We start from the raw sequence: 25,824 nt of genomic DNA on the forward strand, positions 1-25,824 counted from the left end.
AGTTTCAAAAGGCGACTGGTTTCGATCCGTCAACCCCGGATCGCTGTCAGTGTGGAGCAAGGGAGATGAGGCATGACGACATTCCGCGATAATCTGCTGGCCGGGAAGACGGCCTTCGTCGCCGGCGGTACGAGCGGTATCAACCTGGGCATCGCCAAGCGTTTCGCCGAACTGGGCGCGAAGGTCGCGGTGGCGGGCCGCGATCCCGATAAGGCAGCGCGTGCGGCGGCGGAGATCGGTCGTGGCGCGCTCGGCCTGTCGGGCGATGTCCGCGACTATGCGGCGATCCGCGGCGTGATGGAGCAGGTGGCGAGCCAGCTGGGGCCGATGGATATCGTCATTTCGGGTGCGGCCGGTAATTTCCTCGCCCCGGCGCTCGGCATGTCGGCCAACGCGTTTCGCACCGTCGTCGATATCGACCTCAACGGCACCTTCAACGTCTTCCGCGGCTGTCACGACCTGCTGGGCCGTCCGGGCGCGTCGCTGATCGCGATCACCGCTGGGCAGGCGGTCAATGCGTCGGCGCTGCAAGCGCACGCCTGCGCCGCCAAGGCGGGGATCAACCAGTTAATTCGCGTGCTGGCGCTCGAATGGGGTCCCGAAGTGCGGGTGAACGGCATTTCGCCGGGGCCGATCGCCGGGACCGAAGGCATGGCACGCCTCGCGCCCGACGCCGAAACCCGCCAATCGCATTTCGACCGCATCGCGATGAAGCGCTGGGGCGAGGTCGAGGAGGTCGCCGAATCGGCGGTGTTCCTCTGCTCGCCGGCCGCGGGCTACATTACCGGCACGATCCTCGACTGCGATGGCGGAAGCCAGGTCGGCGACGCCTCGCGCGGCGATCTCCAGAAGGGAATGGCCTGAAAGCAAAAACGCCGCCAACCCGTTGGGGAGGCGGCGTTTTTAATGGTGGGCGTGGCAAGGATTGAACTTGCGACCCCTGCGATGTCAACACAGTGCTCTACCACTGAGCTACACGCCCATCCCTTGGGGTGACGCGCCCCCTAATAGGCCCTGCAGCGCTTGGCAAGCCCTTCGCGCAAGGCGACGTCGTTATTGTTGGCTCGACCGGTCGCTGCGACCGAACATATTGTCGACTTCGCGCACCAGATCCTTGAGGTGAAAGGGTTTCGACAGCAGCTTTGCCTGCGGTACATTTTCCTCGGCGCGGAGGGACACCGCGGCGAAACCGGTGATGAACATCACCTGCGTCTGCGGCGCGACCTTCGCGGTATGCTGGGCGAGTTCGATCCCGTCCATTTCGGGCATAACGATATCGGACAGCAAAAGGTCGAAGGTTCCCGAATCAATATAGGGGACGGCGGCGGTGCCGCGATCGACCGCGGTGACGTGATAACCTGCGCTGGTCAGCGCCCGCGCCAGATACTCGCGCATCACGTCGTCATCTTCCGCGAGCAAAATACGAATCATGCTGAAATCTGTTCCCTGGTCGTCGGTGCGGCCGGTTCCGGTCGGCTGCACCCTCTTCGAACCCCTGCATAGCGTCAGAGATTTAACAAATTGACGCGCGGCGCTGGATTCGTCGCGCCTTTTTTGCCAACCATCGCTTATGCCGTCCCGCACCATCCCGCCTGCTGCCATCGCTGTCAACCGGCCCGCGGCGAGTGGGCCCGTCGTCGTGTCGGTGCCGCACGCGGGGCGCATCTACCCGCCCGAGATATTGGCAGCAGCGCGGGTCAACCGCCAGAACCTCGAACGACTCGAAGACAGTTGGTGCGACCTGATTGCGGCCGGCGCCGCCGACGCGGGCGCAACGGTCGTTCATGCGCTGTGGGCGCGCGCCGTTGCCGACCTCAATCGCGGCGAAGGGCAGATGGCGCCGGGCGAGGTGGCGATGCCGCTCCGGGCGCAATTTTCTGCGCCGGGACGGAAGGAACGGGCGGGGCTTGGCGTGGTGCCGACGCGGCTTGCCGACTGCGGGCCGCTTTGGAAGCGTCCGATCGACAGGGAGGGGCTGGAGTGGCGCCTCGAATCCTTCCATCGGCCGTATCACGCGGCCCTCGCGAATGCGTTGACCGCGGTGCGCCATCGATTTGGCCATGCGATTTTAATCGATCTTCATTCGATGCCGTCGATTCCGCCGGGCCAGCCGGGGTATGGCGCGCGAATCATCGTCGGCGATCGTTTTGGCGAAACCGCGGGCGATTGGCTGGTCGATCGGGCTATGGCATCTTCGGTTCGCTTAGGTGAAGTCGTGACGCGCAATCAGCCTTACGCCGGTGGGCACATCATCCGTACGCACGGCCGTCCCGGTGAGGGCATCCATGCCGTTCAGATCGAAATCGACCGCAGCCTCTATCTGACTCCCGACCGATCGCCGGATTCGGCGCGTGTTGCTTGGCTGGCGCGCTGGTTTTCTGAACTTGTCAGCGATTTGGGGCAGATGCGGCCCGAAGCCGAAATATTCCCGCAAGCCGCTGAATAAAAAACCACCTCGTACCGAAGTACGAGGTGGCCAGGGTCCAGGGAGGACGCGTCCGCGTCGATGAAGACGGGACACTCGCCGCGATGGAAAGGGGGAAAACCATGGCGGCGTAAGATGGATTTAGGATGTTGTGCGCCGACTTACAAGAAGCGACGGTACAGAATCTGCAATATGCAGGAAATTGGTCGGGGAGAGAGGATTCGAACCTCCGGCCCCTGCCTCCCGAAGACAGTGCTCTACCAGGCTGAGCTACTCCCCGACCGATCTGCGCGCCGACCGGGGTCGCCGCGAAGGCAGGGCGGTCCTCTAGACGCGCAATCTGTGAACTTCAAGCGCCAATCGGCACATTGAAGATGATTGCCCACCCTACAGCATTTCGGCAGTTCGAAAACTGAAATGGCCGTCCGCAACGAAAATCAGATGATCGACGAGATCGATGCCCAAGGCGCGCAGCAACAGCGCGGCTTGATGCGTCGCGTCGATGTCGGCGTCGCTCGGCCAGGCGGCACCGGACGGGTGGTTGTGCGCCATAACGACGGTCGCAATTCCGCGGTCGAGCAAGGCGCGCCAGCATCGCGGCGGGATAATGCAGCGGCCGGTGGAATCGCCGTCGATGCGTTCCAGCCGGACGAGGCGATCGAACGCATCGAATCCGGCGATGAGCATGGTTTCGCAGTCGGCGTCGAACAGCGGGCGCAGCAATTGCTGCGCCACCGCATTCTCCGAGTGCGACGGCACGAATCCAGCCGAGGCTTCCGGCTCCGGCATTTTGCCGACAGGTTCGTACAGGGTCATCAGCGTCCTCATGCGCTAGGCACGCGTGATTCCCAATGCCCGACTGCCCCGCATCGGAGGCATTGTGACGTCACACCTGTTGGTCCCTTGTCCGCTCGCGACGCGGGGCCTAGCACGAAGAGACAAAGCCGGGAGCCGAGTCTTGCCTGATTTCATCCATTATGAACTTCAATATCTCGACCTGATGCGCCGCATTTGGGTCGAGGGTGACGAGCGTGTCGATCGCACCGGCGTGGGGACGCGGTCGCTGTTCGGCGAGACGATGCGATTCTCGCTGAAGGACGATGCGATCCCGCTGCTCACCACCAAGCGCGTCTATTGGAAAACGGGGCTGCGCGAATTGCTGTGGTTCTTGACCGGCGACACCAATATCCGGTCGCTCGTTTCGCAGGGCGTGAAGATTTGGACCGACTGGCCGCTCGACAAATATCGCCGTGAGACTGGAGACCAGATCAGCGCCGAGGATTTCGAGGCGCGGATCGTCGCGGATGATGATTTCGCCGCTAAATGGGGTGATCTTGGTCCTGTCTACGGCCATCAATGGGTGAACTGGCCGCGGTATGAGGCGGCAGGCGAGGGGCTCTTCCGCCGCGCAAGCCAAGGGCACAACCAGATTGCGGCGCTGATCGATTCGCTGAAGAATAATCCCGGTTCGCGGCGGCACATCTTTACCGGCTGGAATGTCGCCGATCTCGACCGCATGGCGCTGCCGCCGTGCCACATGACCTATCAATTCCATGTCCGCAGCGATGGCGGCCTGTCGTGCCTGCTGTTCCAGCGGTCGTGTGATCTGGGCCTGGGCTTCGCCTTCAACGTCTTCGAAGCGGCGTTGCTGACGCGAATGGTCGCAGAGCAGGCGGGGCTGCATGCCCATGAGCTCGTGTGGACCGGCGGCGACGTACATCTTTATCTGAACCATCAAGAGCTGGTCGAGCAGCAGCTTGCGCGCGTTCCGGGCGGGGCGCCGAAGCTGCGCATCCTTCGCCGCCCTTCGAGCATTTTTGACTATCGGTTCGAGGATTTCGCAGTCGAGGAATATGCGCCGCAAGCGCATATTTCGGCGCCTGTCGCGGTGTGAGCGCCGCCGTTGCATTCGTATGGCGACCGTAATAATATGTCGCCACGTTGAAATATAACTAGGCGCCGATTCGCGCCTGCAAAGGGAAGAAGATATGCCTGAGACGACCCCCCAAAAGGAGGCGGGGCGCCCAGCGAGCAATTTGCCGCCGCTGTCGCTTCATATCCCCGAACCGCGCTATCGCCCCGGCGATACCCCGGACTTTGGCGATATCGACGTTCCCGCGGTCGAAGCGACCCTGCGCCCGAGCGAAGCGACCAAGCCCGATGCGATGCGCGAGCTGAGCTATGGTCTCGTTCGCGTGCTCGATTTCGACGGGGTGGCGAAGGGGCAGTGGGATCCGAAACTGACGCCCGAGCGGCTACGCGTCATGCTCCGCTATATGATGCTCGTCCGCGCGTTCGACGATCGCATGTTTCGCGCTCAGCGGCAGGGCAAGACCAGCTTCTATATGAAGTGCACGGGCGAAGAAGCCACGTCGGTCGCCTCGACCATGGCGCTCGACCGCGGCGACATGTGTTTCCCAAGCTATCGCCAGCAGGGCATCCTGATCGCGCGCGACTATCCGCTGATCCAGATGATGAACCAGATTTACTCGAACCGCGGCGATCACCTGATGGGTCGCCAGCTGCCGATCATGTATTCGGCGCCCGAGCATGGGTTTTTCAGCGTGTCGGGCAATCTCGCGACGCAATATCCGCAGGCGGTGGGCTGGGCGATGGCCTCGGCTTCGAAGGGCGACAGCCGCATCGCAACCGTCTGGTGCGGCGAGGGATCGTCGGCCGAGGGCGACTTCCACTCGGCGCTGACCTTTGCGACCGTTTACAACGCGCCGGTAATCTTCAACGTCGTGAACAACCAGTGGGCGATCTCCAGCTTCTCGGGCTTTGCCGGTGGCGAGCGCACGACCTTCGCGGCGCGCGCGGTGGGTTACGGCATCGCCGGTCTGCGCATCGACGGCAACGACCCGCTCGCGGTGTATGCCGCGACGCAGTGGGCCGCTGATCGCGCGCGGACGAACAATGGCCCGACGCTGATCGAGCATTTCACCTATCGCAGCGAAGGGCACAGTACCTCGGATGACCCGAGCGCTTACCGGCCCGCCGATGAGGCGACCGCCTGGCCGCTCGGCGACCCGATCGCGCGCCTGCGCCAGCATCTCGAAACGCTCGGTGAATGGGATGCCGAACGTCACGAGGCGCAGACCAAGGAACTCGACGAGCTGGTCAAGACGACCCAGAAACAGTCCGAAAAGCTCGGCATTTTGGGTCATGGCATGCACCAGCCGTTCGAGACGATGTTCGACGATGTGTTCGAAGAGCTGCCGTGGCACCTCAAGGAACAATGCGCGCAAATGCTCGCCGAGCAAGAGGCCAAGTTTGGCCCTAATTGGAAGCCCGAATGATGAGCGCCGATCCGCAAACCGGTACCAAGACCATGAACATGATCGAGGCGATCAACAGCGCCATGGACGTCATGCTCGAACGCGATCCCAACACCGTCGTGATGGGCGAAGATGTCGGCTTTTTCGGTGGCGTATTCCGCGCAACGGCGGGCCTCCAGAAAAAGCATGGCAAGACGCGCGTGTTCGACACGCCGATCAACGAATGCGGCATCATCGGTGTCGCGGTCGGCATGGGTGCCTATGGCCTGCGCCCGGTCCCCGAAATCCAGTTCGCCGACTATATCTATCCGGGGCTCGACCAACTCGTCAGCGAAGCGGCGCGCCTGCGCTATCGTTCGGCGGCTGACTTCATTTGCCCGATGACGGTGCGCACGCCCTTCGGTGGCGGCATTTTCGGCGGCCAGACGCACAGCCAGTCGCCCGAAAGCATCATGACGCACATCTGCGGCGTGAAGACGGTGATCCCGTCCAACCCCTATGATGCCAAGGGCCTGCTGATTGCGGCGATCGAGGATAATGATCCCGTCGTCTTTCTCGAGCCCAAGCGCATCTACAACGGCCCTTTCAGCGGCTATTACGACCGCCCGGTCGAACCCTGGTCGAAGCATGACGCGAGCGCGGTGCCCGAAGGTCACTACCGCATCGAACTCGGCAAGGCCGCGACGGTGCGGTCTGGCGAGGCGCTCACGATCCTCGCCTATGGCACCATGGTGCATGTCACCAAGACGATCGTCGAGGAAATGGGCATCGACGCCGAGATCATCGACCTGCGCACTTTGCTGCCGCTCGACATCGAGGCGATCGAGACGTCGGTGAAAAAGACCGGCCGCTGCCTGATCATCCACGAAGCGACGCGCACATCGGGCTTCGGCGCCGAACTCGCGGCGCTGGTGCAGGAACGCTGCTTCTATCATCTCGAGGCTCCGGTCGAACGCGTCACCGGCTTCGACACGCCTTATCCGCATAGCCTCGAATGGGCCTATTTCCCCGGCCCGGTGCGCATCGCGACCGCGCTGACCAAGATTTTGAAGGACTGACGCCATGGCCCGTTATTCATTCCGTCTGCCCGACATCGGCGAAGGCATTGCCGAGGCCGAAATCGTCGCTTGGCATGTCAAGATCGGCGAGCGCGTCGAGGAAGACGCGCAGCTTGCCGACATGATGACCGACAAGGCGACCGTCGAAATGGAATCGCCCGTGTCGGGGATCGTCGTCGAACTGGCGGGCGAGGTCGGCGACCTGATCCCGATCGGATCGACGCTCGCGGTGATCGAGACCGATGGCGACGGGGACGGCGAAGTCGAAGCCCCGCCTGTCGACACGCCGGTCGAAGAAGAAATTGTGGCGGAAACGCCAGGCGCCGAGGAGGTCTCGGTCGCCGAGGTCGCGCCGGCTCCCGCACCTGTTGCGGCACCCGCACCGGCTCCCGCTCCAGCCTCGGTGGCCGCGCCCGCGCATGACCGTCAGGTCCTCGCGTCGCCCGCCGTCCGCGGCCGCGCCAAGGATCTCGGCGTCGACCTTTCGCAGGTGCAGGCCGAGGGCGACCGCATCCGTCACGCCGACCTCGACGCCTTCCTGCGCTACAGCGGCGGGCAGGGTTATCACGCGCCCGGCGCCAGCCGCGCCCGCGCCGACGAGCCGATCAAGGTCATCGGCATGCGCCGCAAGATCGCCGAGAATATGGCGGCGTCGAAGCGCGCGATCCCGCACTTCACCTATGTCGAGGAAATGGACGTCACCGCGCTCGAAGAGATGCGCGCCGACCTCAACGCCAATCGTGGCGGCCGTCCGAAGCTGACGATGCTGCCCTTCCTGATCGTCGCGATCTGCCGGACAATCCCGCAGTTCCCGATGATCAACGCCCGCTACGACGACGAGGGCGGCGTGGTGACGCGCTACGGTTCAGTGCATCTCGGCATGGCGACGCAGACCGATGCAGGGCTGATGGTGCCCGTGATCCGCGATGCGCAGGACAAGAATGTGTGGCAGTTGGCCAGCGAGATCACGCGTCTTGCCGAAGCCGCGCGCACCGGCAAGGCAAAGGTCGAAGAACTGACCGGCGGCACGCTGACCGTCACCTCATTGGGCCCGCTCGGCGGCATTGCGACCACCCCGGTGATCAACCGTCCCGAGGTCGCGATCATCGGTCCGAACAAGATCGTCGAACGTCCGGTCTTCGACGGCGACGAGATTCGCCGCGCGAAGCTGATGAACCTGTCGATCAGCTGCGACCATCGCGTCGTCGATGGCTTTGATGCCGCAAGCTATGTGCAGGCGCTGAAAAAACTGGTGGAGACGCCAGTGCTGTTGTTTGCTGATTGAAGCTGACCTAACATCCGTTTGTGTCGAGCGAAGTCGAGACACGTGAAGGTACGCGCGAACTCGGCGTGTCTCGACTTCGCTCGACACGAACGGAAATCTAGGTCGGCTTACAGGCCCAGCCCCGCGAAACTGGTCTGGTCGAACTTCAGCCTGAAGGTCACATAGGCGCCGGAGCGCGAGAAGCGGGCATCTTCGAAATCGCGGTCGTGGAAGCCCGCGAAATTGTAGCCGAAAGTGATGTTCGCGTTTTTCATCGGCGCCAGCGTCACCGTCGGGCCGCCCGCCCAGCTTACGGTATCGGCGTCGGTCCCGACGCGCACAGTGCCCGACGCGCCGACATCGACATGCTCGCCAAGGTTGAAGCGGACATCGGCGCCGATCAGGTTTGACCAGCCCTTCACATCATCGGCGCCGAAGCGATCGAAATTGTAGCGCGTTCCCCAGAAGATGCCGATCTCGGCGCGTTCGTACCATCCCTCACCGAAGTCGCGCTCGCCGAGCGGCGTCCAGTTGACCGACAGGCTGTTGAGCAGGCGGCGGCTCGTCGCATCGCCGTCGATCGTCAGCGCGCCGCCGATCGGGCCAGCCTGACCGGCGACCGCGTCCCGGACCTTATCCGAACGGAACTCGCTCTTGTTCAGCCACGAAATCTGCGAATCCGCAGGGCGATGCGCCCAGCTCATTTCGAACTGGATCACCTCCGTTGTCGGCGTCGTGCCGGCGCCGCTCGCATTGGCGTAAGTGAAGAGCGCGCCGAGTGCGCGGCCTTCGCCGAGTTGGCGAAGACCGCCGAGCGTCAAGCCATAGCGATTGGCGATTTCGCCATCGCGATATTCGGCGCGGCCCGTGAGCGTCCAGCGGTCGGCGCGATAGGTCGCGCCGGTGCTGATCGCGAGGAAATCTTCGGTGAGCGTGCCATTGCCGCCGAGGAAACCGCTCGAGGCGACCGGGTGGTCGACATTGAGTATGTCGCGGGCGCTGATGCCGCCGATTGTGCGATTGCCATCGACCGACACGTCGGCCGACCAGCGTTCGCCGAGCTTCAGCGATTGCGACAGGCCATAAGCGGCAAAGCTGCGCGGGCCGTACTCGCCGATTTCCTGCTGGTTCGCGGTCGCGAGCAGGCGGGCGCCCGACCAGGGCGTCAGGTCGAAACCCAGCCGCGCGGTGCGCGCCTTGATCGTATCGCCGTCGGCGATCTCGTAGCTGCCGACCAGATTGACGTCGCGATTGATCGCATAGCGCGCGCCGAGGCGATGGCGCGTCGGGAAATCGATGCTGGCGTCCTTGCCCCCGAGCGCGAACTCGGTCTGCGCGTCGATTTCGAGGCGTTTGTTGAAGAGTCGTTGCGTCGCGCCCAGCTGGACGATGTTCGAGCGATTGCGCGTCCCATCGGTCAGGCGATCGTCGGCGTGGGTCAGCCCGGCGCGCGCGACGCTGGTGCCATTGTCATACTCCACAAGGGCGCGTGCGGCACGGCGGCGAGCATTGGTGTCGAGATAATCTTCCTGCCACGCGCTACCCGTCACCGAGAGGTTGCGGCTGGCCTTCACGCGCGCGTCGAAGCCGAATTTGCGCTTGCCATTCTCGCTGCTGTTGAGCTGGCCGGTGCCGAAACCCGCTTCGCGCTCGCGAACATAGGCGAGGAAGTCGGCGTTGCTGCTGTGATGCTCGGCCTCGATCAGCCATGCCTTGGCGGTGCCGTCGGCAGTCGTGCCGCCGTTCGTCGCCTTGGCATCGCTGACCGCGAGTTCGGCGCGAACCTCGGTCTCGATTGTCGGGCGATAGCGCGCATCGACCCCGCCGAGGTTGGTCTTGGCATTGCCGTCCTCGTCGTGAATGAAGGTCGCACCGACGCGCAGTTTCTCGTCATTCGACTGATAGCTGACGCGGCCGCCGGCGTTGAGCACGCGCTGGCCGACGCCGTCGACCTCATATTCGGCGACGATGAATTGCGGATCTAGGTTCGACGAGCGACTGAGCACCGGCTCGCGGAAGCGGATTGTTCCCGACAGATAGTCGATGTCGTAGTCGACATGGCGCGACAGGCTGACGCTGTCGACAAGGCGTTCGCTGTGCAGCCGGTCGCGCGTCTCGATGGCGATCCGCTCGCTGTTCGGCAATATGTCCGTGGCGCCGAGCTGGTACGGACCCGTCAGGCCGTTGCCCTGAATCTCGTCCCGGCGGAAACGGTACGGCGTGTCGGCAACGAAGGCGGTCGCGGCGACGTTACGGCCGCGATACTCGGCCTTGCCGCCGTTGAGCGCGCGCTGATAGCGGGCGAGTTCGGGTTCCGAAATCCCGGTCTCGATATCGCCGAACATCGCATAGAATTGCGGGCGTTCGAGGCGGAGGTAGAGCTTGCGCACCGAGGCAGCGTCGTAGCGCGTCTCGTTGCGGTCCGCATAGATAGTGTAATAGGCGCGCGGATCGATCACGCCGCCGAACCGCGTGTCGTCTTTGTCCTTGTCGCTGTCATACGCCAGCGTCATCAGCCATTTTCCGCGCACGCGGCCTTTGGCATAGAGCGCGAGACGCGCATCGGCGTTGAGATCGTCGAGCGTTTCCGCCACCGGCTCCATCCGGTCGCCCAGCGTATTGTAGCCGAGCGTCCCCGCTGCAAAGCCGATGACGGTCCAAGGACGGTTGCCCGGGTCGAGCCAGGTCTCGATCGTCTGCTTGCGCGTCACCTTATCGTCGCGGAAGGTGAAATCCATCGCGAGCGTGCCCGACGCGGTCGTCGGTTCGAGTTCGATATAGGCGATGCCGTCGTCGCCATCGATCTTCCACACCGGCTGCGCGCGTTCGAGGCCCGCGAGCTGGCGCGCCTGCTGCGCATCGGCTTCGACCGCGGGATAATAAGGCGCGGGAACGCTGAAATCGCCCGTCAGCCCGGCGCGGATCGGCTTGCCGTCGCGATCGGTTAGCCGCACCGCGATCACCGGACGCGTGACGCCATCGGCGACAAGTACCGACTTTTCGCGGATCAGCGACGCGCGCATCGGGGTGATCGAATAATGAACGTTGCGTTCGAGCGTTTCGAGAATAGCCCCGTTCGCATCCCTCACCTCGGCGACCAGGCTGTTTTCGCCCTCGCGAATTTCGAGCCCGCGCCACAGGCTGACCGCAACGCTGCCGTCGGCCGACTTGCTCACGCCCTCGAAGGTCAGCGCGTCGGCGGGCTTGCCGTTGACGCGGAGCGACACCGTCTGTCCCGCGGCGTGCTTCACCGCAGCGCGGATCGCCTTGGCGCGCGGGTTGTGATCGGTCTCGGGGAAGAGCCAGCCGATGCCGGACGCCTGTCCCGCGAGCCAGTCGCGACCGGAGCCGGCGGCTTCTGGGTCGCTGAGCACCTTGGCCGCTTCGATGGTCGCCTTGTTCGGCGCGGCGCGCGGGGCGCTCGCGACGGCGCGGAAGTCGGCGCGCTTCAGGGCGCCGCCGCGGCCTTCAACGAAGCGCGAGATCGCGCTGCCGGCACTCTGCGTCGAGCGCGCGCAATCGATCGCCTCGCGGTCGAGCGGAAAGGTCGACGGGTCGATTTGCACGACATGCAGACCGGGGCGAACGCCCTCGAAATGATAGCGGCCCTCCCCGTCGGTGACGGTGTAGCTACCGTCCTGAAGCATGACGCGGACGCCCATGATTCCGTCAGCCCTGCCCGGATCGACGCTGCAACCGCCGTCGGCGATCCGGCCGATGATCGTCATCCGGTCTCCGAGCTGGTCGCGTTTGATTGCAATTGTCGCTTCGGCGATATTGCTCGTCGATCCGCGATTGTCGGTGGCGGTTGCCCGGTTGAGCGCATTGCCCGGCTGCGCCGATACGATGACCTCGGCCAGATAGGTGAGCAGGACCGAACGCGACGCGGCGATGGTAGGTAGCGTGACGGCGAACTCGCGGCCATTGGCCAAGACGACGGCGTCGACGCGCACGCCATCGACGCGCACGGTATCGGCGCGCAAGCGCATGCCGGTGGGCAGTATGTCGCGGACGGTCACCGCGCCCGTGTTGCGGCGCGCGTCGCGGTTCGCGACCTCGATCCGATACTGAATGACGTCGCCGGGTACCGCGACCTGCGTCGACGTCGTCTTGCGCAGGATCAGCGGCAGGCCCGGCTGGTCGACCGGAATATCGACGCGGACGGGCGCGGGGCTGTTCAGCGTGAAGGCGTTGCCATAGCTGGCGCTGATGATCGTGAACGGCAGGCCGTCGTCGGGGCGGCGCAGGCCCGCGAGATCGGCGGCATTCGATTTCGACGGCGCGGTGTAGGGCGCGGGTGGCGCGACGATCAGGCGATAGGTCCCCGGGGCGACAAAGGGAAAACGATAGTCGCCCGGCGGGAAGTTGTACGTCGTGCCGCCGGCATCGGTGACGGGCTGGCCGGTGACGACGCTCGACGGGTACGCCGAGACGCCGTCGTCGCCGAACACCTGCGCGGGCTGCCCGGTAGCGGCGTCGACGATCGTGACGCGGCTTCCGGCGACGGGGGCGCCATCGCCGCTGTCGAACACGATCCCGAACGGATCGACGAGGAAATTGATCGTTGCGAGGGCGACGAGGCTGGCGTCCGCCTGGTCGGTGACGCGGAGCGCCAGCGGCGCGCCCGGATTGACCGACAGGCGGCAGTCGCCCGCGATGACGGCAGGCGGAACGCCGACCGTGTTGATGATGCCGACGAATTCGCCGCTGTTGTTGGCGGTCTCGGTCAGGACGATCGCTTCACGATCGCCGTTTTCGAGTTCGAGGACGACGGCAAGGGTGTCACGTGCCTGCGGATCGGCATTGGCCGATGCAAGCGTGGCCCCGACGACCAACACTTCGCCGGCGCGGAAATTGTCGGTGTTTTGCAGCGAGGCCGGGGAGGTCGAGATGCCTTCATAAACACCGCCCAGGCCGATCGTGCTCGTCGCGCTGCGCGCATTGGCCTGCGTGCATTGCGTCGGAGCGAGCGCCACCGATTTGTCGCCGCCCCCGTCGGTTAGCCGATAGGTCGTGATCGTCGGTCGCTCGGGCGGGCGCGTGGTCACGGTCACGTCGACGCGGTTCGACAGCGCCTGACCGGGCCGTCCATCATGCGTCCACTGCGCCGAAGCCGTGTTCGTGATCACCTGTGCATTCGCCGTCGTTGCCGCGGGCAGCAGTACTGCCGCGACCAAAGCGGTCACAAGGCCGGTAAATTTCGTGCGGAGTGCCATGATAGCCCCGAAGAGAGCAGCGGGAGACGGTTTTTGGGCCGCACCCGCTGCTCCATCGGTTATCCGATCAGTTGACGGTCGCGCGGAAGACGAGCGTGCTGATGGCGCCCGCCGCGATCGACGCGATCGTCCCCGACACGTTGGGCGCCGTATAGCTGCCGCCCGCGGTGCCGTTGAAATCGCATGTGCCGCTGGGCACGGTGCCCGTGTAGGTGCCGCCGAGCAGGATCGAACCCGGCACGAAGGTCAACTGGCCGGGAACCGCGTCGTTGATCGCCACCGAGGTCGCTGCCGCGCCGCCGCTGTTGCCGACAGCGATGCAATATTCGACCACTGCGCCGGGGATCAGTTTCGGATTCGTCGTGTTGTTGAACGGATCCGAGATGACGCGGCTACTTTTGGCAACCGCAAGCGTCGCCGTCTGCACCGTATAATCGTCATTGTCGCTGTGCGAACCGTCGCGCGCGATGTCGCCGGCGACGCCCGCGATATCGGCAAAGACGGTATCCTTGCCCCCGGTGTTCGCGCCGGTGGTTTCGGTGATCGCCGCACCCTGGGTGCCGGCAAGCCCGCCCTCGCGCGCTGTTGCCCGCAAAGTCACGCCCGCAACGGCGCCGTTGACCACGGCGGGGACGGCGGCGGTCGTCGGAATATCCGCGACGACGAACAGGCGGATCGCCGTATCGACGACAAGTTCATCGACATAGCCGGTGAGCAGCGTGTCGCCGACATCCCAACTACCGATGGTGCCCGTGACGGTATTGTCGCGATAGATACGGATATTATTCGCATTGAACGCGTCGGTGCCGCCGTGCGCGGCGGTGCCACCCGTGATCTGCGTTGCGACGAGTGCGAAGTCCAGCACTTCGTTCGAGCTGTTGGTCAGCTGGAACGTCGTCACGGCATTCGCTTGACCGGGCACGACGCTGGTCGTGACGGTCCCCACCTCTTCGACAAGCAGGTTGATCTTGCGGTCGACGGTGAAATTGTTCGACGCCGACTGTTGTCCCTGCGCGACGCCACCGACCTGATAGTCGACGGTCGCGGTATTCGTGATCGTGGTGCCTGCGGTCGTTCCGGCGGCAAAAGCCGGCGTGGCGGCGGCGCTCGAAAGCGCCGCCAAACCGATGACACCCATATACGTCAGCTTGCTGGTCATAGCTGAGCTCCTGGGCTTTATGCTGGTTGCCGTTTCCCCACCGCTGGCAACCGTTAAGCGGTTTTATTCATTCGCTATTTGACGACTCCCCGAAAGATGAGCTTGCCCGTGCCGCCGACCGGGATCGGTTTCTGGAAAGCCCAGCGGACGTGCGTGACGTCGGCGGGCTGCGCCGCGCGGCGCGTTCCATCGGTCATCGGAACCGAAAGGTCGGAAAGCAGTCCCCACTGCTTGCCGCCATCGACCGAAACGAGCGGGCTGGTGTCGCCGGCGTCCGCGAAACGGACCGCGGCGGGCATCGGGTTGGTGATCACGAACTTATCGGCAGGCTGCGCGCCGGCGTTACGATAGTTGAGCACGAAGACCAGCCGGTCGCCGGGAACGACAACCTTCGGTTCTTCGAGCAGGATCTTCTGCTTGCCTTGCGCGTCGGTCGACACGCGCTCGACGAACACATTGTTGTCGAGTGCGACCTGGTTCGCCGCGAGCGCCTGACCCGGCATCGACGCGGCAAGAAGAAGGAAAAGGGCGGTGCGCATGCGCATCTCCATCATTGGATCGTGGTTCGGAAGGTGACGGTGCGGGTCTGGCCGCCGGCGACGGTGCCTAGCGCGACGTTGATCCGCGTGCCGTTGTAATCGCCGGCGTCGGCGTCTGCCGCGTCGGACAGCGCGCTGCCGCCGAGCGTGATCGAGCCGGGGACATAGCTGGTGTCCGCGGGGATATTATCGGTGATAGCAAGACCGCTGACCGAGCCGCTGCCCGCGACGGTGGCAACGATCGTGTAAGAGATCGTCGCACCCGGGATCGGGTCCGCAGTGCCGAGCGAATTGGTCACCACAGCCGATTTGACAAGCGTCACGGTCGCTGCCGAGACGATAAAAGCACCCGCATCGGTGCCATCGGCACCGGTCGAGCCGACGACGGCATCGCCGCCGCCTTCGCCTTGGCCCGCAAAGCTGGTGCCCGGCACACCGGTACCCGTCCTGGCCGCCGCGCCAAGACTCACGATACCGCGATTGCCGTCGACCACCGTTCCCGGCGTCGTCGCGAGAACGAAGACGGTGATGCTTTGGTCCGGGTTGAGCGAGGGATCGTTCGCGCCCGCGGTATAGAGCGTGTCGGTGCTCGCGTCGAAAACGCCGTCGCCATTATCGAGATAGATTTGCGTGACGACGGGGTCGTAATTGTCGCCGCCCGCGTTCGCGACCGTCGTAAGGCCAAAAGCTTCGACGCCATTGCCGTTATTGGTGACCGAGAAGGTCAGCACCTGACCCGTCGCGCCCGGCGTTGTCGGAACGTCGGCGGGGTTGCTCGAATCGACCGTGACATCGAGCAATTCATCGACGAGCAGGTCGACGCGGTTCGAATCGATCGTCGTCGGGCCGCCGCCCGTGTCATAGCTGGCGCTAGCGGTGTTGCTGATGGTCGAGCCGGCGCGGGTGCCGGCAGCCTCGGCCTGCGTCGGCAGCGCGAACGCGGCCAGCAGCGCGAGAATGGAACAAGAGGGTAGAAGCTGATGCTTCGCGCCCCCCACAGGCGCTTTCATCATCACTTTGACTCCGGATAGGTTGGTCCTTGGAGCCCTCAGTCGCCGATAAAGGGTAATTTCTGGTTAAAAAGCAGGAAGAAAGACGCATTTTGATCCAGATAGAGACACTATGGGCTCGCCATCCGTCGCAAAACGGGGCGGCTGGCGCGAAAAGATAAGCGCGCGTAAGGTGATGCGGTTAACGAGGAGAGCAGGGGTGGCGGACGACATGGGGAGCAGGGACACGCGTCCGCCGCGCGTCAATCCGCTCCACCAGATCGAGATCGATGATTTTCGGCGCGACCGGCTGCTTGCCGCGCTCGCGCTGCTCTTTGGTGCGAGCTTCTGTCTTGGTCTGCCTTTCGCGTTACAGGCGGGAGCCGAATTCTTTCTACCGCTCACCGCAGCGATCGTCATTGCCATCGCGCTCGTTCCGCTGCTCGAATGGCTCGAACGGCGCGGCCTTCCGTCGGCGCTCTCGGCTTTCCTGGCGCTGGCTACCTTTCTAGCGATCATCAACGCCGCTCTGGCGATCATCGTCGTCCCCGCCACGGGCTGGTTCGCCCGGCTTCCCGATTCGATCCCGCGCATCCAGAGCAATCTGGCGCCGCTGATCGATTTTTATTCGACGCTGCAACGCTTCGTCGACCGCACATTGATGTCGGTTGCGAGCGGGACCGAGGCGACGGCGCAGGCGGTGGCCGCGACCGCACCGACGTCGGTCGTCGACTATTTCATTTCGTCGGCGCCCGCCGCCGCAATCCAGCTCTTTTTTGCGGTGCTTGTGATCTTCTTCTTCCTGTCGGGCTGGACGCGGCTGCGCAAAGGGACGATCCGGCGGCGCGGCAGCTTTGACGGGGCGATGCAGACCGCGCGGGTGATCCAGAATGTCGTCGATGCAACCGCCGACTATCTGGCGACGATCACGATGATCAACGCGATTCTCGGCCTGACCGTCTCGCTCCTGCTGTGGGCATTGGGGATGCCGTCGCCTTTCATGTGGGGCGGGATCGTCAGCATCTGCAATTTCGTGCCCTATCTGGGACCGATCGTCGCCGCGGTGCTGCTCGGGCTGGGCGGGTTGATGACCTTCGATGCCGTGGGGCTCGCCTTGCTACCCGCGACGATCTTCATCGGCGTGCATATGGTCGAGGCGAATCTGATCACCCCGCTAGTGCTCGGGAAGCGGCTGACGATCAATCCGCTGCTGATTCTTGTGTCGCTGAGCTTCTGGGGTTGGGTGTGGGGGACGCCTGGCGCGTTGCTGGCGGTGCCGTTGCTGCTCATCCTCCAAACGGTGCTCGCGTCGACCGGAACGCCCGATCTGGCGGGTTTCCTATTCGAACATGGTACTTTGACGACGACCGACGAGGTGCGTGATCGATTAAATCGCACGCATGAGGAAAGCGACGGTTGACAGGTCGAGGCGAGCGCCATATTGGCGCGGCTCCCAAGCACACGCGGGTGTAGCTCAGTTGGTTAGAGTGCCGGCCTGTCACGCCGGAGGTCGCGGGTTCGAGCCCCGTCACTCGCGCCATTCCTTCCATTTTCGGACGGAATGGCCACCGCAGCTTGGGACCTTTCCATCACTGGAAATCGGGAAAAATGGCGCGGCGTTTCAGCCGCGCCATTTCCCCAATTCCATCCAGCGCAGCAGCGGTTTCAATGGCAGGATCCAGACGATCCCTGCGGCAAGATAAAAGACCGCCTGCACCAGCACGGGCCATGTACCGACCCATGGTGACACACTGACGACAATGCCCGTCCACACCGCGATCAGTGCGAGGATCAGGAACATGCCGGCGGGTTTACGCCAACTCGGTTGGGGATCGGCGGGTGGCTGGCTCACAAACGGTCTCCACAAAGGATGAATTCTTGTTCGGTCAGGATCGCGTCGAGCGCGATGTCGGTCGATTCGCGCGGAGCGGCGTCGATTTCCTGTACCGACCAGCCGATTCCGATCCGCAGCGCTTCAGGGTGCGTGGCGAAATAGCGATCATAATGCCCGCCACCCTGACCGATCCGGCCGCCTTGGCGATCGAACCCGACGAGGGGGCAAAAAATAATGTCAGGTGTTGCCAAGGGAGCATCGTCGGCGGGCTGCCGCGTGCCCCAGGGGCCCTTCAGCAGCGGCTCGTCAGGCTTCCAATGGCGAAAGGTCATATCGGCGATCCGCGCGGCGTGATGGGGCAGGGCGAGCGCGCCCGCTTCCGCAAGGCCAGCGAACATCGGCAGGATATCGGGCTCGTCGCCCCACGCGGCATAGGCGCCCACAACGGCATGATCGGCGAGTAGGTCGGAAAGCGGCGCGGGCAGCGCGCGAAAGGCCGCCATCTGCGCCATCCCGTCGAGATTTGCGGCGAAATGCTTACGGCGAAAGCGCAGCTTTTCGCGCAACCTCTGCTTTTGCTGGACCAGATCGGCGGACAAGTCGGTCATCGCCTCCTCTGGGACTTGGGTTGGATAGTTGGCGGGACCGCCGAGGTCGTTTGCTGGAAAGTCCTCTGACGCCAGTAACGTCAGGTGGGGACCATATACGTCGGACCAGGGTCCGGGCAGGGACAGCCCCCTAGGATGATGTATCGCCTCAGGGATTTTCGCAAAAGCTCGTGCCGGGCAGTACCCGCCGTGTCCTATGTAGGGTGACGGGCTTGTCCGCTCAAGGGGTTTGCGCGAGCGCGGGCCGCTCGCTCAGGGGATTTGTTCGACTTTCGCGGCGAGCGCCTCGATGCGGTCGGCGATTTGCAGCAAGGCCCGGTTATTCGATGGGGTCGCAGATGCCGCCGTCGTCGGCGCGCTGTGGCGCGCCGCCTCAAGTTCCTTGAGCGCCGCTTGCTCGCGTGCGACCGCGGCGCGCAATTCATCGCGTGCCGCAGCTTCGCGGCTCTCGGCGAGTGCAATCGCGGCGCGGAGCGAATCGGACTGCGGTTCGGACTTTTCGACCTTGCCGCGGGCTTCCTGGACTTCGTCGGCGAGCATCAGCGCAGCGAACAGCATCTGACGGATTTCGGTGCCGCCCGGCATCGTGCGCACCTTTTCATCGACGACCGACGCAAGCTGGATCAGTTGTGCTTCCTCGCCGTCGGCGCAGTGGACGTCATAGGGGCGCCCTGCGATCGTGAGTTTTACATCAGCCACGGTCAGCCTCCGCGATCAGCCGGTCGAGTTCGCCAATAACTGCAGCGACTTCGGCCTTGAGTGCCGACTGGTCGGCAGTGGGCGCGGTGCCGGCCGATTCGGGCCGGTCCGCGCGATCGGCAAGCGCCTTTTCGATTCGGCTGAGCGCGCGTTCGATACGGCCGATGGCCAGGCTGGATTCGTCGAGATCGAGTTCCATGCCGATGGGTTAGCAGTGCCGGGGAGGGGGTGCAATTGCCCTCTCGGTCCAAAATGCGAGGATTTTCCGTGACGGGCGGTTGACTCCTGCCCCCTGCGCCGCAAAGGGCTGTCCGCATCAAACCGGGCGATGCGTCCGGTTCCAGCCCAGCCATTTCCCGGGGGACCAATGACACTGCCCGAACGTCAGCTCGCCAACGCAATCCGCGCGCTTGCGATGGATGCCGTACAGGCCGCAAACAGCGGCCATCCGGGGATGCCGATGGGCATGGCCGATGTCGCAACGGTTCTCTATTCAGACTATCTGAAGTTCGACCCCACCGACCCGAAATGGGTCGACCGCGACCGATTCGTCCTGTCGGCGGGTCATGGCTCGATGCTCGCTTATGCGACGTTGCACCTTGCCGGCTATGCGCGCCCGACGATCGGCGACATTCGCAATTTCCGCCAGTTGCACAGCCCATGCGCCGGGCACCCGGAGAATTTCGAGCTCGAAGGCGTCGAGACGACGACCGGACCGCTCGGGCAGGGTCTTGCGACGTCGGTCGGCATGGCGATCGCCGAGCGGCATTTAAATGCGCTCTATGGTGACGATCTTGTCGATCATCGCACCTGGGTGATCGCGGGCGACGGCTGCCTGATGGAAGGCATCAACCACGAAGCGATCGGTCTTGCGGGGCACCTCGGGCTCGGTCGACTGACGGTGCTGTGGGACGACAACAAGATCACCATCGACGGATCGACCGACCTGTCGACGAGCGAGGATATCGCGGCGCGCTATACGGCGACCGGCTGGCATGTCGAAAGCTGCGACGGCCACGATCCCGCCGATATCCGCCGCGCGATCGATGCCGCGCTCGCCGATCCGCGTCCGTCGCTGATCGCGTGCCGCACCGTCATCGGTTTCGGCGCGCCGAACAAGCAGGGCACGTCGGCAACGCACGGGGCTCCGCTCGGCGCCGACGAGATTGCGGCGGCACGCAAGGAGCTGGGTTGGACCGCCGAACCTTTCGTCATTCCCGCCGATATCGCGTCGGCGTGGGCCGCGTTCGGTGCGAAGGGCAAAAAACTTCACGCCGAGTGGAACGATCGACTGTCAAATAGCGATAAGAAAAAAGAATTTTTTGATCGCCTGAGCGGCAAGATCGTTCCGGGCGATGCCTTCAAAGTCTATCTCGAAGGCCTCGTCGCCGAACCGCCGAAGGTTGCGACGCGCAAGGCTTCGGAGAACACGCTCGGCGCACTGACCGCCGATATCGCGGCGCTTGTCGGCGGCAGCGCCGACCTGACCGGTTCGAACAATACCAAAACTTCGTCGACCAAGCCGCTGACGAAGAATGATTATTCGGGCCGTTACATCTATTACGGCATCCGCGAATTCGGCATGGCCGCCGCGATGAACGGCATGGCGCTGCACGGCGGCGTGGTGCCTTACGGCGGCACGTTCCTGGTGTTCGCCGATTATTGCCGCGCTGCGATCCGCCTGTCGGCGCTTCAGCAGCAGCGCGTCGTCTATGTGATGACGCATGACAGCATCGGGCTTGGCGAAGACGGCCCGACGCACCAGCCGATCGAACATCTGCAATCGCTGCGCGCGATGCCCAACCTGCTCGTCCTGCGTCCCGCCGATGCGGTCGAAACCGCCGAATGCTGGGCGCTTGCGCTCGCGCAGGAAAGCCGGCCGTCGCTGCTCGCGCTGACGCGTCAGAACCTCCCGCCGCTGCGCCATGACGTCAGCGAAAATCTTTGCCTGAAAGGCGGTTACCGTCTTCGCGATGCATCGGCGGCGCGCAAGGTCGTGCTGGTCGCGACGGGTTCGGAAGTGTCGCTTGCGATCGAAATCGCCGAGAAGCTCGAGGCCGCGGGCCACGGCGCCGACGTTGTCTCGATGGTGTCGACCGAACTCTTCGACGAACAGACGGCCGCTTATCAGGCCGATATCCTGCCCGACGACGCGCTGATCGTGTCGATCGAGGCGGGCACGACGTTCGGCTGGGAACGCTACACCGGCCGCCATGGTCTGCGCTTCGGCATCGACAGCTTCGGCGCCTCGGCGCCGATCGAAGACCTATTCAAGCATTTCGGCCTTACCGCCGATGCTATCACCCCCCAGATACTGACAAAGCTCGGCAACTAAGCACCGGCTTATCCCACGCAGAAAGGATTTTTCGACATGGCAGTGAAGGTTGCAATCAACGGTTTCGGACGCATCGGCCGCAATGTGGCGCGCGCGATTCTGGAGCGTAGCGATCACGATCTCGAGCTGGTGTCGATCAACGATCTGGGCGATGCCAAGGCGAATGCCCGCCTGCTCCGCCATGACTCGGTCCACGGCGCCTTCAACGGCTCCGTCGAAGTCGACGGCAACGACCTGATCATCAACGGCAAGCGCATTCAGGTGACCGCCGAGCGCGACCCCGCCGCGCTGCCGCATGCCGCCAACGGCGTCGACATCGTGATGGAATGCACCGGCTTCTTCACCAACAAGGCCGGCGGCCAGAAGCATCTCGATGCGGGCGCCAAGCGTGTGCTGATCTCGGCCCCCGCCAAGGAAGTCGACCTGACGGTCGTTTATGGCGTCAACGACGACAAGATCACCGCCGATCACCTGATCATCTCGAACGCCTCGTGCACCACCAACTGCCTCGCGCCCTTTGCCAAGGTGCTGCATGAGGCGATCGGTATCGAGCGCGGTCTGATGACAACCATCCATGCTTACACCAACGACCAGAAGATCCTCGACCAGATCCACGACGATCCGCGCCGCGCCCGCGCCGCAGCGATGTCGATGATCCCGACCTCGACCGGTGCAGCCGTTGCAGTCGGCCTGGTTTTGCCCGAACTCAAGGGCAAGCTCGACGGTTCGTCGATCCGTGTGCCGACCCCGAATGTATCGGTCGTCGACCTGACCTTCACGCCGCTCCGCGACACAACCAAAGAAGAAGTCAACGCGGTGCTCAAGGCGGCCGCTGAAGGCCCGCTGAAGGGCGTTCTCGGCTATACCGAGGAGCCGCTGGTTTCGATCGACTTCAATCATAATGCGGCGAGCTCGACGATTGACAGCCTCGAAACCTCGGTGATCGATGGCAAGCTGGTGCGTGTGCTCAGCTGGTACGACAATGAGTGGGGCTTCTCGAACCGCATGATCGACACCGCGGGCGTAATCGCCAAATTCCTCTGATCCAAAAAGGACACGTCGATGACCGCGTTCAAGACCCTCGACGATATCGGTGACGTCACCGGCAAGCGCGTTCTCGTACGCGTCGACCTCAACGTCCCGTTGTTTGAAGGCGCGGTCAGCGACGCGACGCGGATCCAGGCAGCAATGCCGACGGTCCGCGAACTGTCGGACAAGGGCGCGATCGTCCTGCTCCTCGCGCATTTCGGGCGTCCGAAGGGTGCGAAGAACCCGACCCAGTCGCTCAGCCTCGTGATGGGCGGCGTCGAAGACGTCCTCGGCCATTCGGTGATGTTCATCCCCGAAGCCGTGGGCGAGGGCGCGAAGGCGGGCATCGCGGTGCTCGCCGCGGGTGACGTCGCGGTGATGGAAAACACGCGCTTCTATCCCGGCGAGGAAACGAACGATCCGGCCTTTGCCGACGCGCTCGCCGAGATCGGAGACATTTACGTCAACGACGCCTTCTCGGCGGCGCACCGCGCGCATGGTTCGACCGAGGGCATTGCCCATCGCCTGCCGGCTTATGCAGGCCGCGCGATGGAAGCCGAACTCAAGGCGCTCGACGCCGCGCTCGGCAATCCGGCGCATCCGGTGGCCGCGGTCGTCGGCGGCGCCAAGGTATCGAGCAAGATCGACGTGCTGCGCCATCTGGTGAGCAAGGTCGATCATCTGATCATCGGCGGCGGCATGGCGAACACCTTTCTTGCCGCGCGCGGGGTCGATGTCGGCAAGTCGCTGTGCGAGCATGACCTGGTCGATACCGCCAACGCAATTTTCGACGCGGCCGACGCCGCAGGCTGCACGATCCATCTGCCCTATGACGTCGTGGTGTCGAAAGAGTTCGCGCCGAACCCGCCGACGCGTACCGTCAATGTCCATGAAGTCGCGGCGGACGAAATGATCCTCGACGTCGGCCCTGCCGCCGTAGAGGCGCTCGCCGATGTGCTCAAGAATTGCCGCACACTCGTCTGGAACGGCCCGCTCGGCGCGTTCGAGACGCCGCCGTTCGACACCGCGACTGTCGCGCTCGCGAAGACCGCTGCGGCGCTGACCCGCGAGGGCTCGCTGGTCTCGGTCGCGGGCGGCGGCGATACCGTTGCGGCGCTCAACCATGCCGGCGTCGCCGGCGATTTTACCTTCGTTTCGACCGCCGGCGGTGCCTTCCTCGAATGGATGGAAGGCAAAGCGTTGCCGGGCGTCGACGCGCTGAAGGCTTAAGCTTTTCCACCGCATTGCATCGCGACGGCGGGGCAGCTATGCGCAGCGCCACATACGTATGCAAACAACCGGAGATCCCATGACCACCGTCCATGCCGCCATGCTCGACCAGATCAAATCGGGGCAGGGCTTCATCGCCGCCCTCGATCAGAGCGGCGGTTCGACGCCCAAGGCGTTGAAGGGCTATGGTATTGAAGCGGACGCTTTCTCTAACGACGAGGAAATGTTCGCGCTGATCCACGACATGCGAAGCCGCATCGTCACCGCGCCTTGTTTTAATGGTGACAAGGTGATCGGCGCGATCCTGTTCGAGCGAACGATGGACGGTGACGCGGGCGGCAAGCCCGTTCCGGCGCTGCTCTGGGAGCGCGGCGTGGTGCCGTTCCTAAAGGTCGACAAGGGGCTTGAGGATGAGATCGATGGCGTTCAGCTGATGAAGGCAAATCCGGGCCTCGACGACCTCTGCGAACGCGCGGTCGCCAAGGGCGTATTCGGCACCAAGATGCGCAGCGTAGTCAATCTCGCCAATCCGGTGGGCGTGAATGCGATCGTCGAGCAGCAGTTTGCCGAAGCCAAGCGCATCGCGGCGCATGGTTTGATGCCGATCATCGAGCCCGAAGTGAATATCAAGAGCGCCGAGCGCGACGGCGCCGACCGGTTGCTGCTTCAGGAAATCACCACGGCGCTGGATAGCTGGGAGGGTGCGCCCGTCATGCTCAAGCTGTCGTTGCCGGCCGAAGCCGGGCTGTTCCAGTCGCTCGTCGATCATCCCAAGGTGCTGCGGGTCGTTGCGCTGTCAGGCGGCTTCGCGCGCCCGGAAGCCTGCACCGAACTGGCAAAGAACCCGGGCATCATCGCGAGCTTCAGCCGCGCTTTGCTCGAGGACCTGCGCCACCAGATGAGCGACGAGGAATTCAACGCGTCGCTCGGCGGCGCGATCAAGGAAATTCACGCGGCCTCCGTGGCCTGAAGTGATGGGAGAGCGGTGGCAAGCCGTCGACGATTATATCGCCGCCAAATTGCTTGGCGACGATGACGCGCTTGCCACCACCCTCGCCAACAATGCCGCACAAGGCCTGCCGCCAATCGACGTGTCGGCGGCGCAGGGCAAGATGCTGTTCCTGCTCGCGCAGATGGCCGGGGCGAAGCGCATCCTCGAGATCGGAACGCTCGGCGGTTATTCGACGATCTGGCTTGCGCGCGCACTGCCCGACGGTGGCGAGTTGGTGACGCTTGAGCTTGAGGCGCATCATGCCCGCGTGGCGCGGGAAAATCTTGAGCGCGCCGGTGTATCGAACACGGTCGATATTCGCGTCGGTCCGGCCGTGGACAGCCTGGCGGCGATGACCGACGAGGCGCCGTTCGACTTCGTCTTCATCGACGCCGACAAGCAGAGTAACGCCCATTATGTCGACGAAGCGATCCGGCTCGGCCACCCCGGCACCACGATCATCGTCGACAATGTCGTGCGCGAAGGCGGGGTGCTCGACGCGGACAGCGACGACGAGCGCATCGTCGGCACGCGCGCGCTGTTCGATATGCTCAGCGCCGACCCCCGCCTCGATTCGACTGCGGTCCAGACCGTCGGCGCGAAGAAATGGGATGGGTTCGTTCTCGCGCGCGTGCGCTGAGCCCTCTTTCTCTCGTCATTGCGAGCGAAGCGAAGCAATCCAGAGCGGTTTACGTGACTCTGGATTGCCGCGCGGCTGCGCCGCTCGCGATGACAAAGAAATTAAAGCCCGCCCGCGAAGCGGAACGAGAAGCGATAGTCCGACGGCTTGATCGTCAGATTGGTCATCTTTTCGGGACGCACCGATTCGAGCGTAATGGCGCCGTCGGCGATCGGCGTCGATTCGCCCAGCGTGACTTCGAACGGCTGCTTCTCGCCATTGCCGCGAATCCAGACCATCTTCACCCGCACGCGGCCCGCCCACACGCAGCGCGCGTTCATCGGGCAGCGGCTGTCTTCGAGCACTTCGACCGGTTGGACGAGCGGACCGTCGACATAGGCTTTCTGACCGATCGCGACGTCGCTGCCGTCGGGAAGCGGCGCGCCGCGCGTCGTGGCACAGGCGGAAAGGGCGAGGGCGGCGGGGAGGGCGACGATCGCGAGGCGGTATATGTTCTGCATTTGCCCGTCTGTGACCTCGCCGCTATGAAC

23 protein-coding genes and 3 tRNA genes are annotated in these 25,824 nt (G+C 64.0%); 13 read left to right on the forward strand and 13 right to left on the reverse strand.

Annotated elements, in window-relative coordinates:
- Positions 1–72 precede the first annotated feature (72 nt).
- On the forward strand, positions 73–864 hold the full coding sequence (locus tag SKP52_RS08170; protein ID WP_039573739.1) for an SDR family oxidoreductase: 792 nt from the start codon (positions 73–75) through the stop codon (positions 862–864).
- 43 nt (positions 865–907) lie between these two features.
- Here the strand turns inward: SKP52_RS08170 and SKP52_RS08175 are convergent.
- Both SKP52_RS08175 and cpdR read right to left on the reverse strand, forming a co-directional pair.
- Positions 908–982 (reverse strand) — tRNA-Val (locus SKP52_RS08175).
- A gap of 71 nt (positions 983–1,053) precedes the next feature.
- The gene (cpdR, locus tag SKP52_RS08180) at positions 1,054–1,431 is read right to left on the reverse strand and encodes a cell cycle two-component system response regulator CpdR (protein WP_039580339.1); all 378 of its coding nucleotides are present in this window, start codon (positions 1,429–1,431) and stop codon (positions 1,054–1,056) included.
- A 139-nt stretch (positions 1,432–1,570) separates the two neighbouring features.
- On the opposite strand from cpdR, the gene SKP52_RS08185 reads away from it, so the two are divergent.
- Complete coding sequence (locus SKP52_RS08185) at positions 1,571–2,446, forward strand: N-formylglutamate amidohydrolase (protein WP_039573742.1); 876 nt, start codon at positions 1,571–1,573, stop codon at positions 2,444–2,446.
- Between the two features lie 182 nt (positions 2,447–2,628).
- Here the strand turns inward: SKP52_RS08185 and SKP52_RS08190 are convergent.
- Positions 2,629–2,705: transfer RNA gene (locus SKP52_RS08190), tRNA-Pro, on the reverse strand.
- A 107-nt stretch (positions 2,706–2,812) separates the two neighbouring features.
- Positions 2,813–3,241: a JAB domain-containing protein gene (locus tag SKP52_RS08195; RefSeq protein ID WP_039580343.1), complete on the reverse strand. Its 429-nt coding sequence runs from the start codon at positions 3,239–3,241 to the stop codon at positions 2,813–2,815.
- A 184-nt stretch (positions 3,242–3,425) separates the two neighbouring features.
- Here SKP52_RS08195 and thyA point away from each other — a divergent pair, with 184 nt between their 5' ends.
- The 4 genes from thyA to SKP52_RS08215 all read left to right on the forward strand — a co-directional run bounded on the left by thyA (position 3,426) and on the right by SKP52_RS08215 (position 8,046).
- Complete coding sequence (gene thyA, locus SKP52_RS08200) at positions 3,426–4,319, forward strand: thymidylate synthase (protein ID WP_052208910.1); 894 nt, start codon at positions 3,426–3,428, stop codon at positions 4,317–4,319.
- Positions 4,320–4,413: 94 nt separating this feature from the next.
- Entirely contained in the window at positions 4,414–5,724 is a 1,311-nt protein-coding gene (locus tag SKP52_RS08205; RefSeq protein ID WP_052207988.1) for a thiamine pyrophosphate-dependent enzyme, read from the forward strand.
- Positions 5,721–6,761: an alpha-ketoacid dehydrogenase subunit beta gene (locus SKP52_RS08210; protein WP_407695080.1), complete on the forward strand. Its 1,041-nt coding sequence runs from the start codon at positions 5,721–5,723 to the stop codon at positions 6,759–6,761. The genes SKP52_RS08205 and SKP52_RS08210 overlap by 4 nt, the downstream gene beginning before the upstream one ends.
- A 4-nt stretch (positions 6,762–6,765) precedes the next feature.
- Positions 6,766–8,046 (forward strand): dihydrolipoamide acetyltransferase family protein, encoded by a 1,281-nt coding sequence (locus SKP52_RS08215; protein WP_039573749.1) that lies wholly within the window; start codon positions 6,766–6,768, stop codon positions 8,044–8,046.
- Positions 8,047–8,153: 107 nt separating this feature from the next.
- Here SKP52_RS08215 and SKP52_RS08220 read toward each other — a convergent pair whose 3' ends face one another.
- The 4 genes from SKP52_RS08220 to SKP52_RS08235 form a co-directional block, all read right to left on the reverse strand.
- Complete coding sequence (locus SKP52_RS08220; protein WP_039573752.1) at positions 8,154–13,241, reverse strand: DUF11 domain-containing protein; 5,088 nt, start codon at positions 13,239–13,241, stop codon at positions 8,154–8,156.
- A 67-nt stretch (positions 13,242–13,308) separates the two neighbouring features.
- Positions 13,309–14,400, reverse strand: coding sequence for a DUF11 domain-containing protein (locus tag SKP52_RS08225; RefSeq protein ID WP_052207990.1), 1,092 nt, complete (start codon positions 14,398–14,400; stop codon positions 13,309–13,311).
- Positions 14,401–14,474: 74 nt separating this feature from the next.
- Positions 14,475–14,939 (reverse strand): hypothetical protein, encoded by a 465-nt coding sequence (locus SKP52_RS08230; RefSeq protein ID WP_228383869.1) that lies wholly within the window; start codon positions 14,937–14,939, stop codon positions 14,475–14,477.
- Positions 14,940–14,950: 11 nt separating this feature from the next.
- Positions 14,951–15,952: a DUF11 domain-containing protein gene (locus SKP52_RS08235; protein ID WP_052207994.1), complete on the reverse strand. Its 1,002-nt coding sequence runs from the start codon at positions 15,950–15,952 to the stop codon at positions 14,951–14,953.
- A 208-nt stretch (positions 15,953–16,160) separates the two neighbouring features.
- Here SKP52_RS08235 and SKP52_RS08240 point away from each other — a divergent pair, with 208 nt between their 5' ends.
- Positions 16,161–17,348, forward strand: coding sequence for an AI-2E family transporter (locus SKP52_RS08240; protein WP_052207996.1), 1,188 nt, complete (start codon positions 16,161–16,163; stop codon positions 17,346–17,348).
- 43 nt (positions 17,349–17,391) lie between these two features.
- Positions 17,392–17,468, forward strand: a tRNA-Asp gene (locus tag SKP52_RS08245).
- Between the two features lie 81 nt (positions 17,469–17,549).
- Here the strand turns inward: SKP52_RS08245 and SKP52_RS08250 are convergent.
- The 4 genes from SKP52_RS08250 to SKP52_RS08265 form a co-directional block, all read right to left on the reverse strand.
- On the reverse strand, positions 17,550–17,780 hold the full coding sequence (locus SKP52_RS08250) for a DUF2842 domain-containing protein (protein ID WP_039573760.1): 231 nt from the start codon (positions 17,778–17,780) through the stop codon (positions 17,550–17,552).
- Positions 17,777–18,370, reverse strand: a complete 594-nt coding sequence (locus SKP52_RS08255) for a 5-formyltetrahydrofolate cyclo-ligase (protein WP_081997264.1) — start codon at positions 18,368–18,370, stop codon at positions 17,777–17,779. The genes SKP52_RS08250 and SKP52_RS08255 overlap by 4 nt, the downstream gene beginning before the upstream one ends.
- A gap of 252 nt (positions 18,371–18,622) precedes the next feature.
- Complete coding sequence (locus SKP52_RS08260; RefSeq protein ID WP_039573762.1) at positions 18,623–19,069, reverse strand: cell division protein ZapA; 447 nt, start codon at positions 19,067–19,069, stop codon at positions 18,623–18,625.
- Entirely contained in the window at positions 19,062–19,268 is a 207-nt protein-coding gene (locus SKP52_RS08265; protein WP_039573765.1) for a hypothetical protein, read from the reverse strand. Before SKP52_RS08265 ends, SKP52_RS08260 begins: the two co-directional genes overlap by 8 nt.
- A 168-nt stretch (positions 19,269–19,436) precedes the next feature.
- Here SKP52_RS08265 and tkt point away from each other — a divergent pair, with 168 nt between their 5' ends.
- The 5 genes from tkt (at position 19,437) to SKP52_RS08290 (ending at position 25,294) form a co-directional block, all read left to right on the forward strand.
- Entirely contained in the window at positions 19,437–21,404 is a 1,968-nt protein-coding gene (gene tkt, locus SKP52_RS08270; RefSeq protein WP_039573767.1) for a transketolase, read from the forward strand.
- 36 nt (positions 21,405–21,440) lie between these two features.
- Positions 21,441–22,448 carry a type I glyceraldehyde-3-phosphate dehydrogenase gene (gene gap / locus SKP52_RS08275; protein WP_039573770.1) on the forward strand — a complete coding sequence of 336 codons (1,008 nt, stop codon included), beginning with the start codon at positions 21,441–21,443 and terminating at the stop codon, positions 22,446–22,448.
- Positions 22,449–22,466: 18 nt separating this feature from the next.
- Positions 22,467–23,663: a phosphoglycerate kinase gene (locus SKP52_RS08280; protein ID WP_039573773.1), complete on the forward strand. Its 1,197-nt coding sequence runs from the start codon at positions 22,467–22,469 to the stop codon at positions 23,661–23,663.
- A gap of 100 nt (positions 23,664–23,763) precedes the next feature.
- Positions 23,764–24,633 (forward strand): fructose bisphosphate aldolase, encoded by an 870-nt coding sequence (locus SKP52_RS08285; protein ID WP_039580360.1) that lies wholly within the window; start codon positions 23,764–23,766, stop codon positions 24,631–24,633.
- Between the two features lie 4 nt (positions 24,634–24,637).
- On the forward strand, positions 24,638–25,294 hold the full coding sequence (locus SKP52_RS08290; protein WP_039573775.1) for an O-methyltransferase: 657 nt from the start codon (positions 24,638–24,640) through the stop codon (positions 25,292–25,294).
- Between the two features lie 101 nt (positions 25,295–25,395).
- On the opposite strand, the gene SKP52_RS08295 is transcribed toward SKP52_RS08290, so the two are convergent.
- Positions 25,396–25,794, reverse strand: a complete 399-nt coding sequence (locus tag SKP52_RS08295) for a hypothetical protein (protein WP_039573777.1) — start codon at positions 25,792–25,794, stop codon at positions 25,396–25,398.
- Positions 25,795–25,824 lie beyond the last annotated feature (30 nt).

This window comes from Sphingopyxis fribergensis, assembly GCF_000803645.1.
Lineage (GTDB): Bacteria > Pseudomonadota > Alphaproteobacteria > Sphingomonadales > Sphingomonadaceae > Sphingopyxis > Sphingopyxis fribergensis.

What these genes read in the sequence shown, in the direction of transcription:
- SKP52_RS08170 (WP_039573739.1), top strand. Translation starts at nt 73, where the DNA reads ATGACGACATTCCGCGATAATCTGCTGGCCGGGAAGACGGCCTTCGTC.
- cpdR (WP_039580339.1), bottom strand. Translation starts at nt 1,431, where the DNA reads ATGATTCGTATTTTGCTCGCGGAAGATGACGACGTGATGCGCGAGTAT.
- SKP52_RS08185 (WP_039573742.1), top strand. Translation starts at nt 1,571, where the DNA reads ATGCCGTCCCGCACCATCCCGCCTGCTGCCATCGCTGTCAACCGGCCC.
- SKP52_RS08195 (WP_039580343.1), bottom strand. Translation starts at nt 3,241, where the DNA reads ATGACCCTGTACGAACCTGTCGGCAAAATGCCGGAGCCGGAAGCCTCG.
- thyA (WP_052208910.1), top strand. Translation starts at nt 3,426, where the DNA reads ATGCGCCGCATTTGGGTCGAGGGTGACGAGCGTGTCGATCGCACCGGC.
- SKP52_RS08205 (WP_052207988.1), top strand. Translation starts at nt 4,414, where the DNA reads ATGCCTGAGACGACCCCCCAAAAGGAGGCGGGGCGCCCAGCGAGCAAT.
- SKP52_RS08210 (WP_407695080.1), top strand. Translation starts at nt 5,721, where the DNA reads ATGATGAGCGCCGATCCGCAAACCGGTACCAAGACCATGAACATGATC.
- SKP52_RS08215 (WP_039573749.1), top strand. Translation starts at nt 6,766, where the DNA reads ATGGCCCGTTATTCATTCCGTCTGCCCGACATCGGCGAAGGCATTGCC.
- SKP52_RS08220 (WP_039573752.1), bottom strand. Translation starts at nt 13,241, where the DNA reads ATGGCACTCCGCACGAAATTTACCGGCCTTGTGACCGCTTTGGTCGCG.
- SKP52_RS08225 (WP_052207990.1), bottom strand. Translation starts at nt 14,400, where the DNA reads ATGACCAGCAAGCTGACGTATATGGGTGTCATCGGTTTGGCGGCGCTT.
- SKP52_RS08230 (WP_228383869.1), bottom strand. Translation starts at nt 14,939, where the DNA reads ATGCGCACCGCCCTTTTCCTTCTTCTTGCCGCGTCGATGCCGGGTCAG.
- SKP52_RS08235 (WP_052207994.1), bottom strand. Translation starts at nt 15,952, where the DNA reads ATGATGAAAGCGCCTGTGGGGGGCGCGAAGCATCAGCTTCTACCCTCT.
- SKP52_RS08240 (WP_052207996.1), top strand. Translation starts at nt 16,161, where the DNA reads ATGGGGAGCAGGGACACGCGTCCGCCGCGCGTCAATCCGCTCCACCAG.
- SKP52_RS08255 (WP_081997264.1), bottom strand. Translation starts at nt 18,370, where the DNA reads ATGACCGACTTGTCCGCCGATCTGGTCCAGCAAAAGCAGAGGTTGCGC.
- SKP52_RS08265 (WP_039573765.1), bottom strand. Translation starts at nt 19,268, where the DNA reads ATGGAACTCGATCTCGACGAATCCAGCCTGGCCATCGGCCGTATCGAA.
- tkt (WP_039573767.1), top strand. Translation starts at nt 19,437, where the DNA reads ATGACACTGCCCGAACGTCAGCTCGCCAACGCAATCCGCGCGCTTGCG.
- gap (WP_039573770.1), top strand. Translation starts at nt 21,441, where the DNA reads ATGGCAGTGAAGGTTGCAATCAACGGTTTCGGACGCATCGGCCGCAAT.
- SKP52_RS08280 (WP_039573773.1), top strand. Translation starts at nt 22,467, where the DNA reads ATGACCGCGTTCAAGACCCTCGACGATATCGGTGACGTCACCGGCAAG.
- SKP52_RS08285 (WP_039580360.1), top strand. Translation starts at nt 23,764, where the DNA reads ATGCTCGACCAGATCAAATCGGGGCAGGGCTTCATCGCCGCCCTCGAT.
- SKP52_RS08290 (WP_039573775.1), top strand. Translation starts at nt 24,638, where the DNA reads ATGGGAGAGCGGTGGCAAGCCGTCGACGATTATATCGCCGCCAAATTG.
- SKP52_RS08295 (WP_039573777.1), bottom strand. Translation starts at nt 25,794, where the DNA reads ATGCAGAACATATACCGCCTCGCGATCGTCGCCCTCCCCGCCGCCCTC.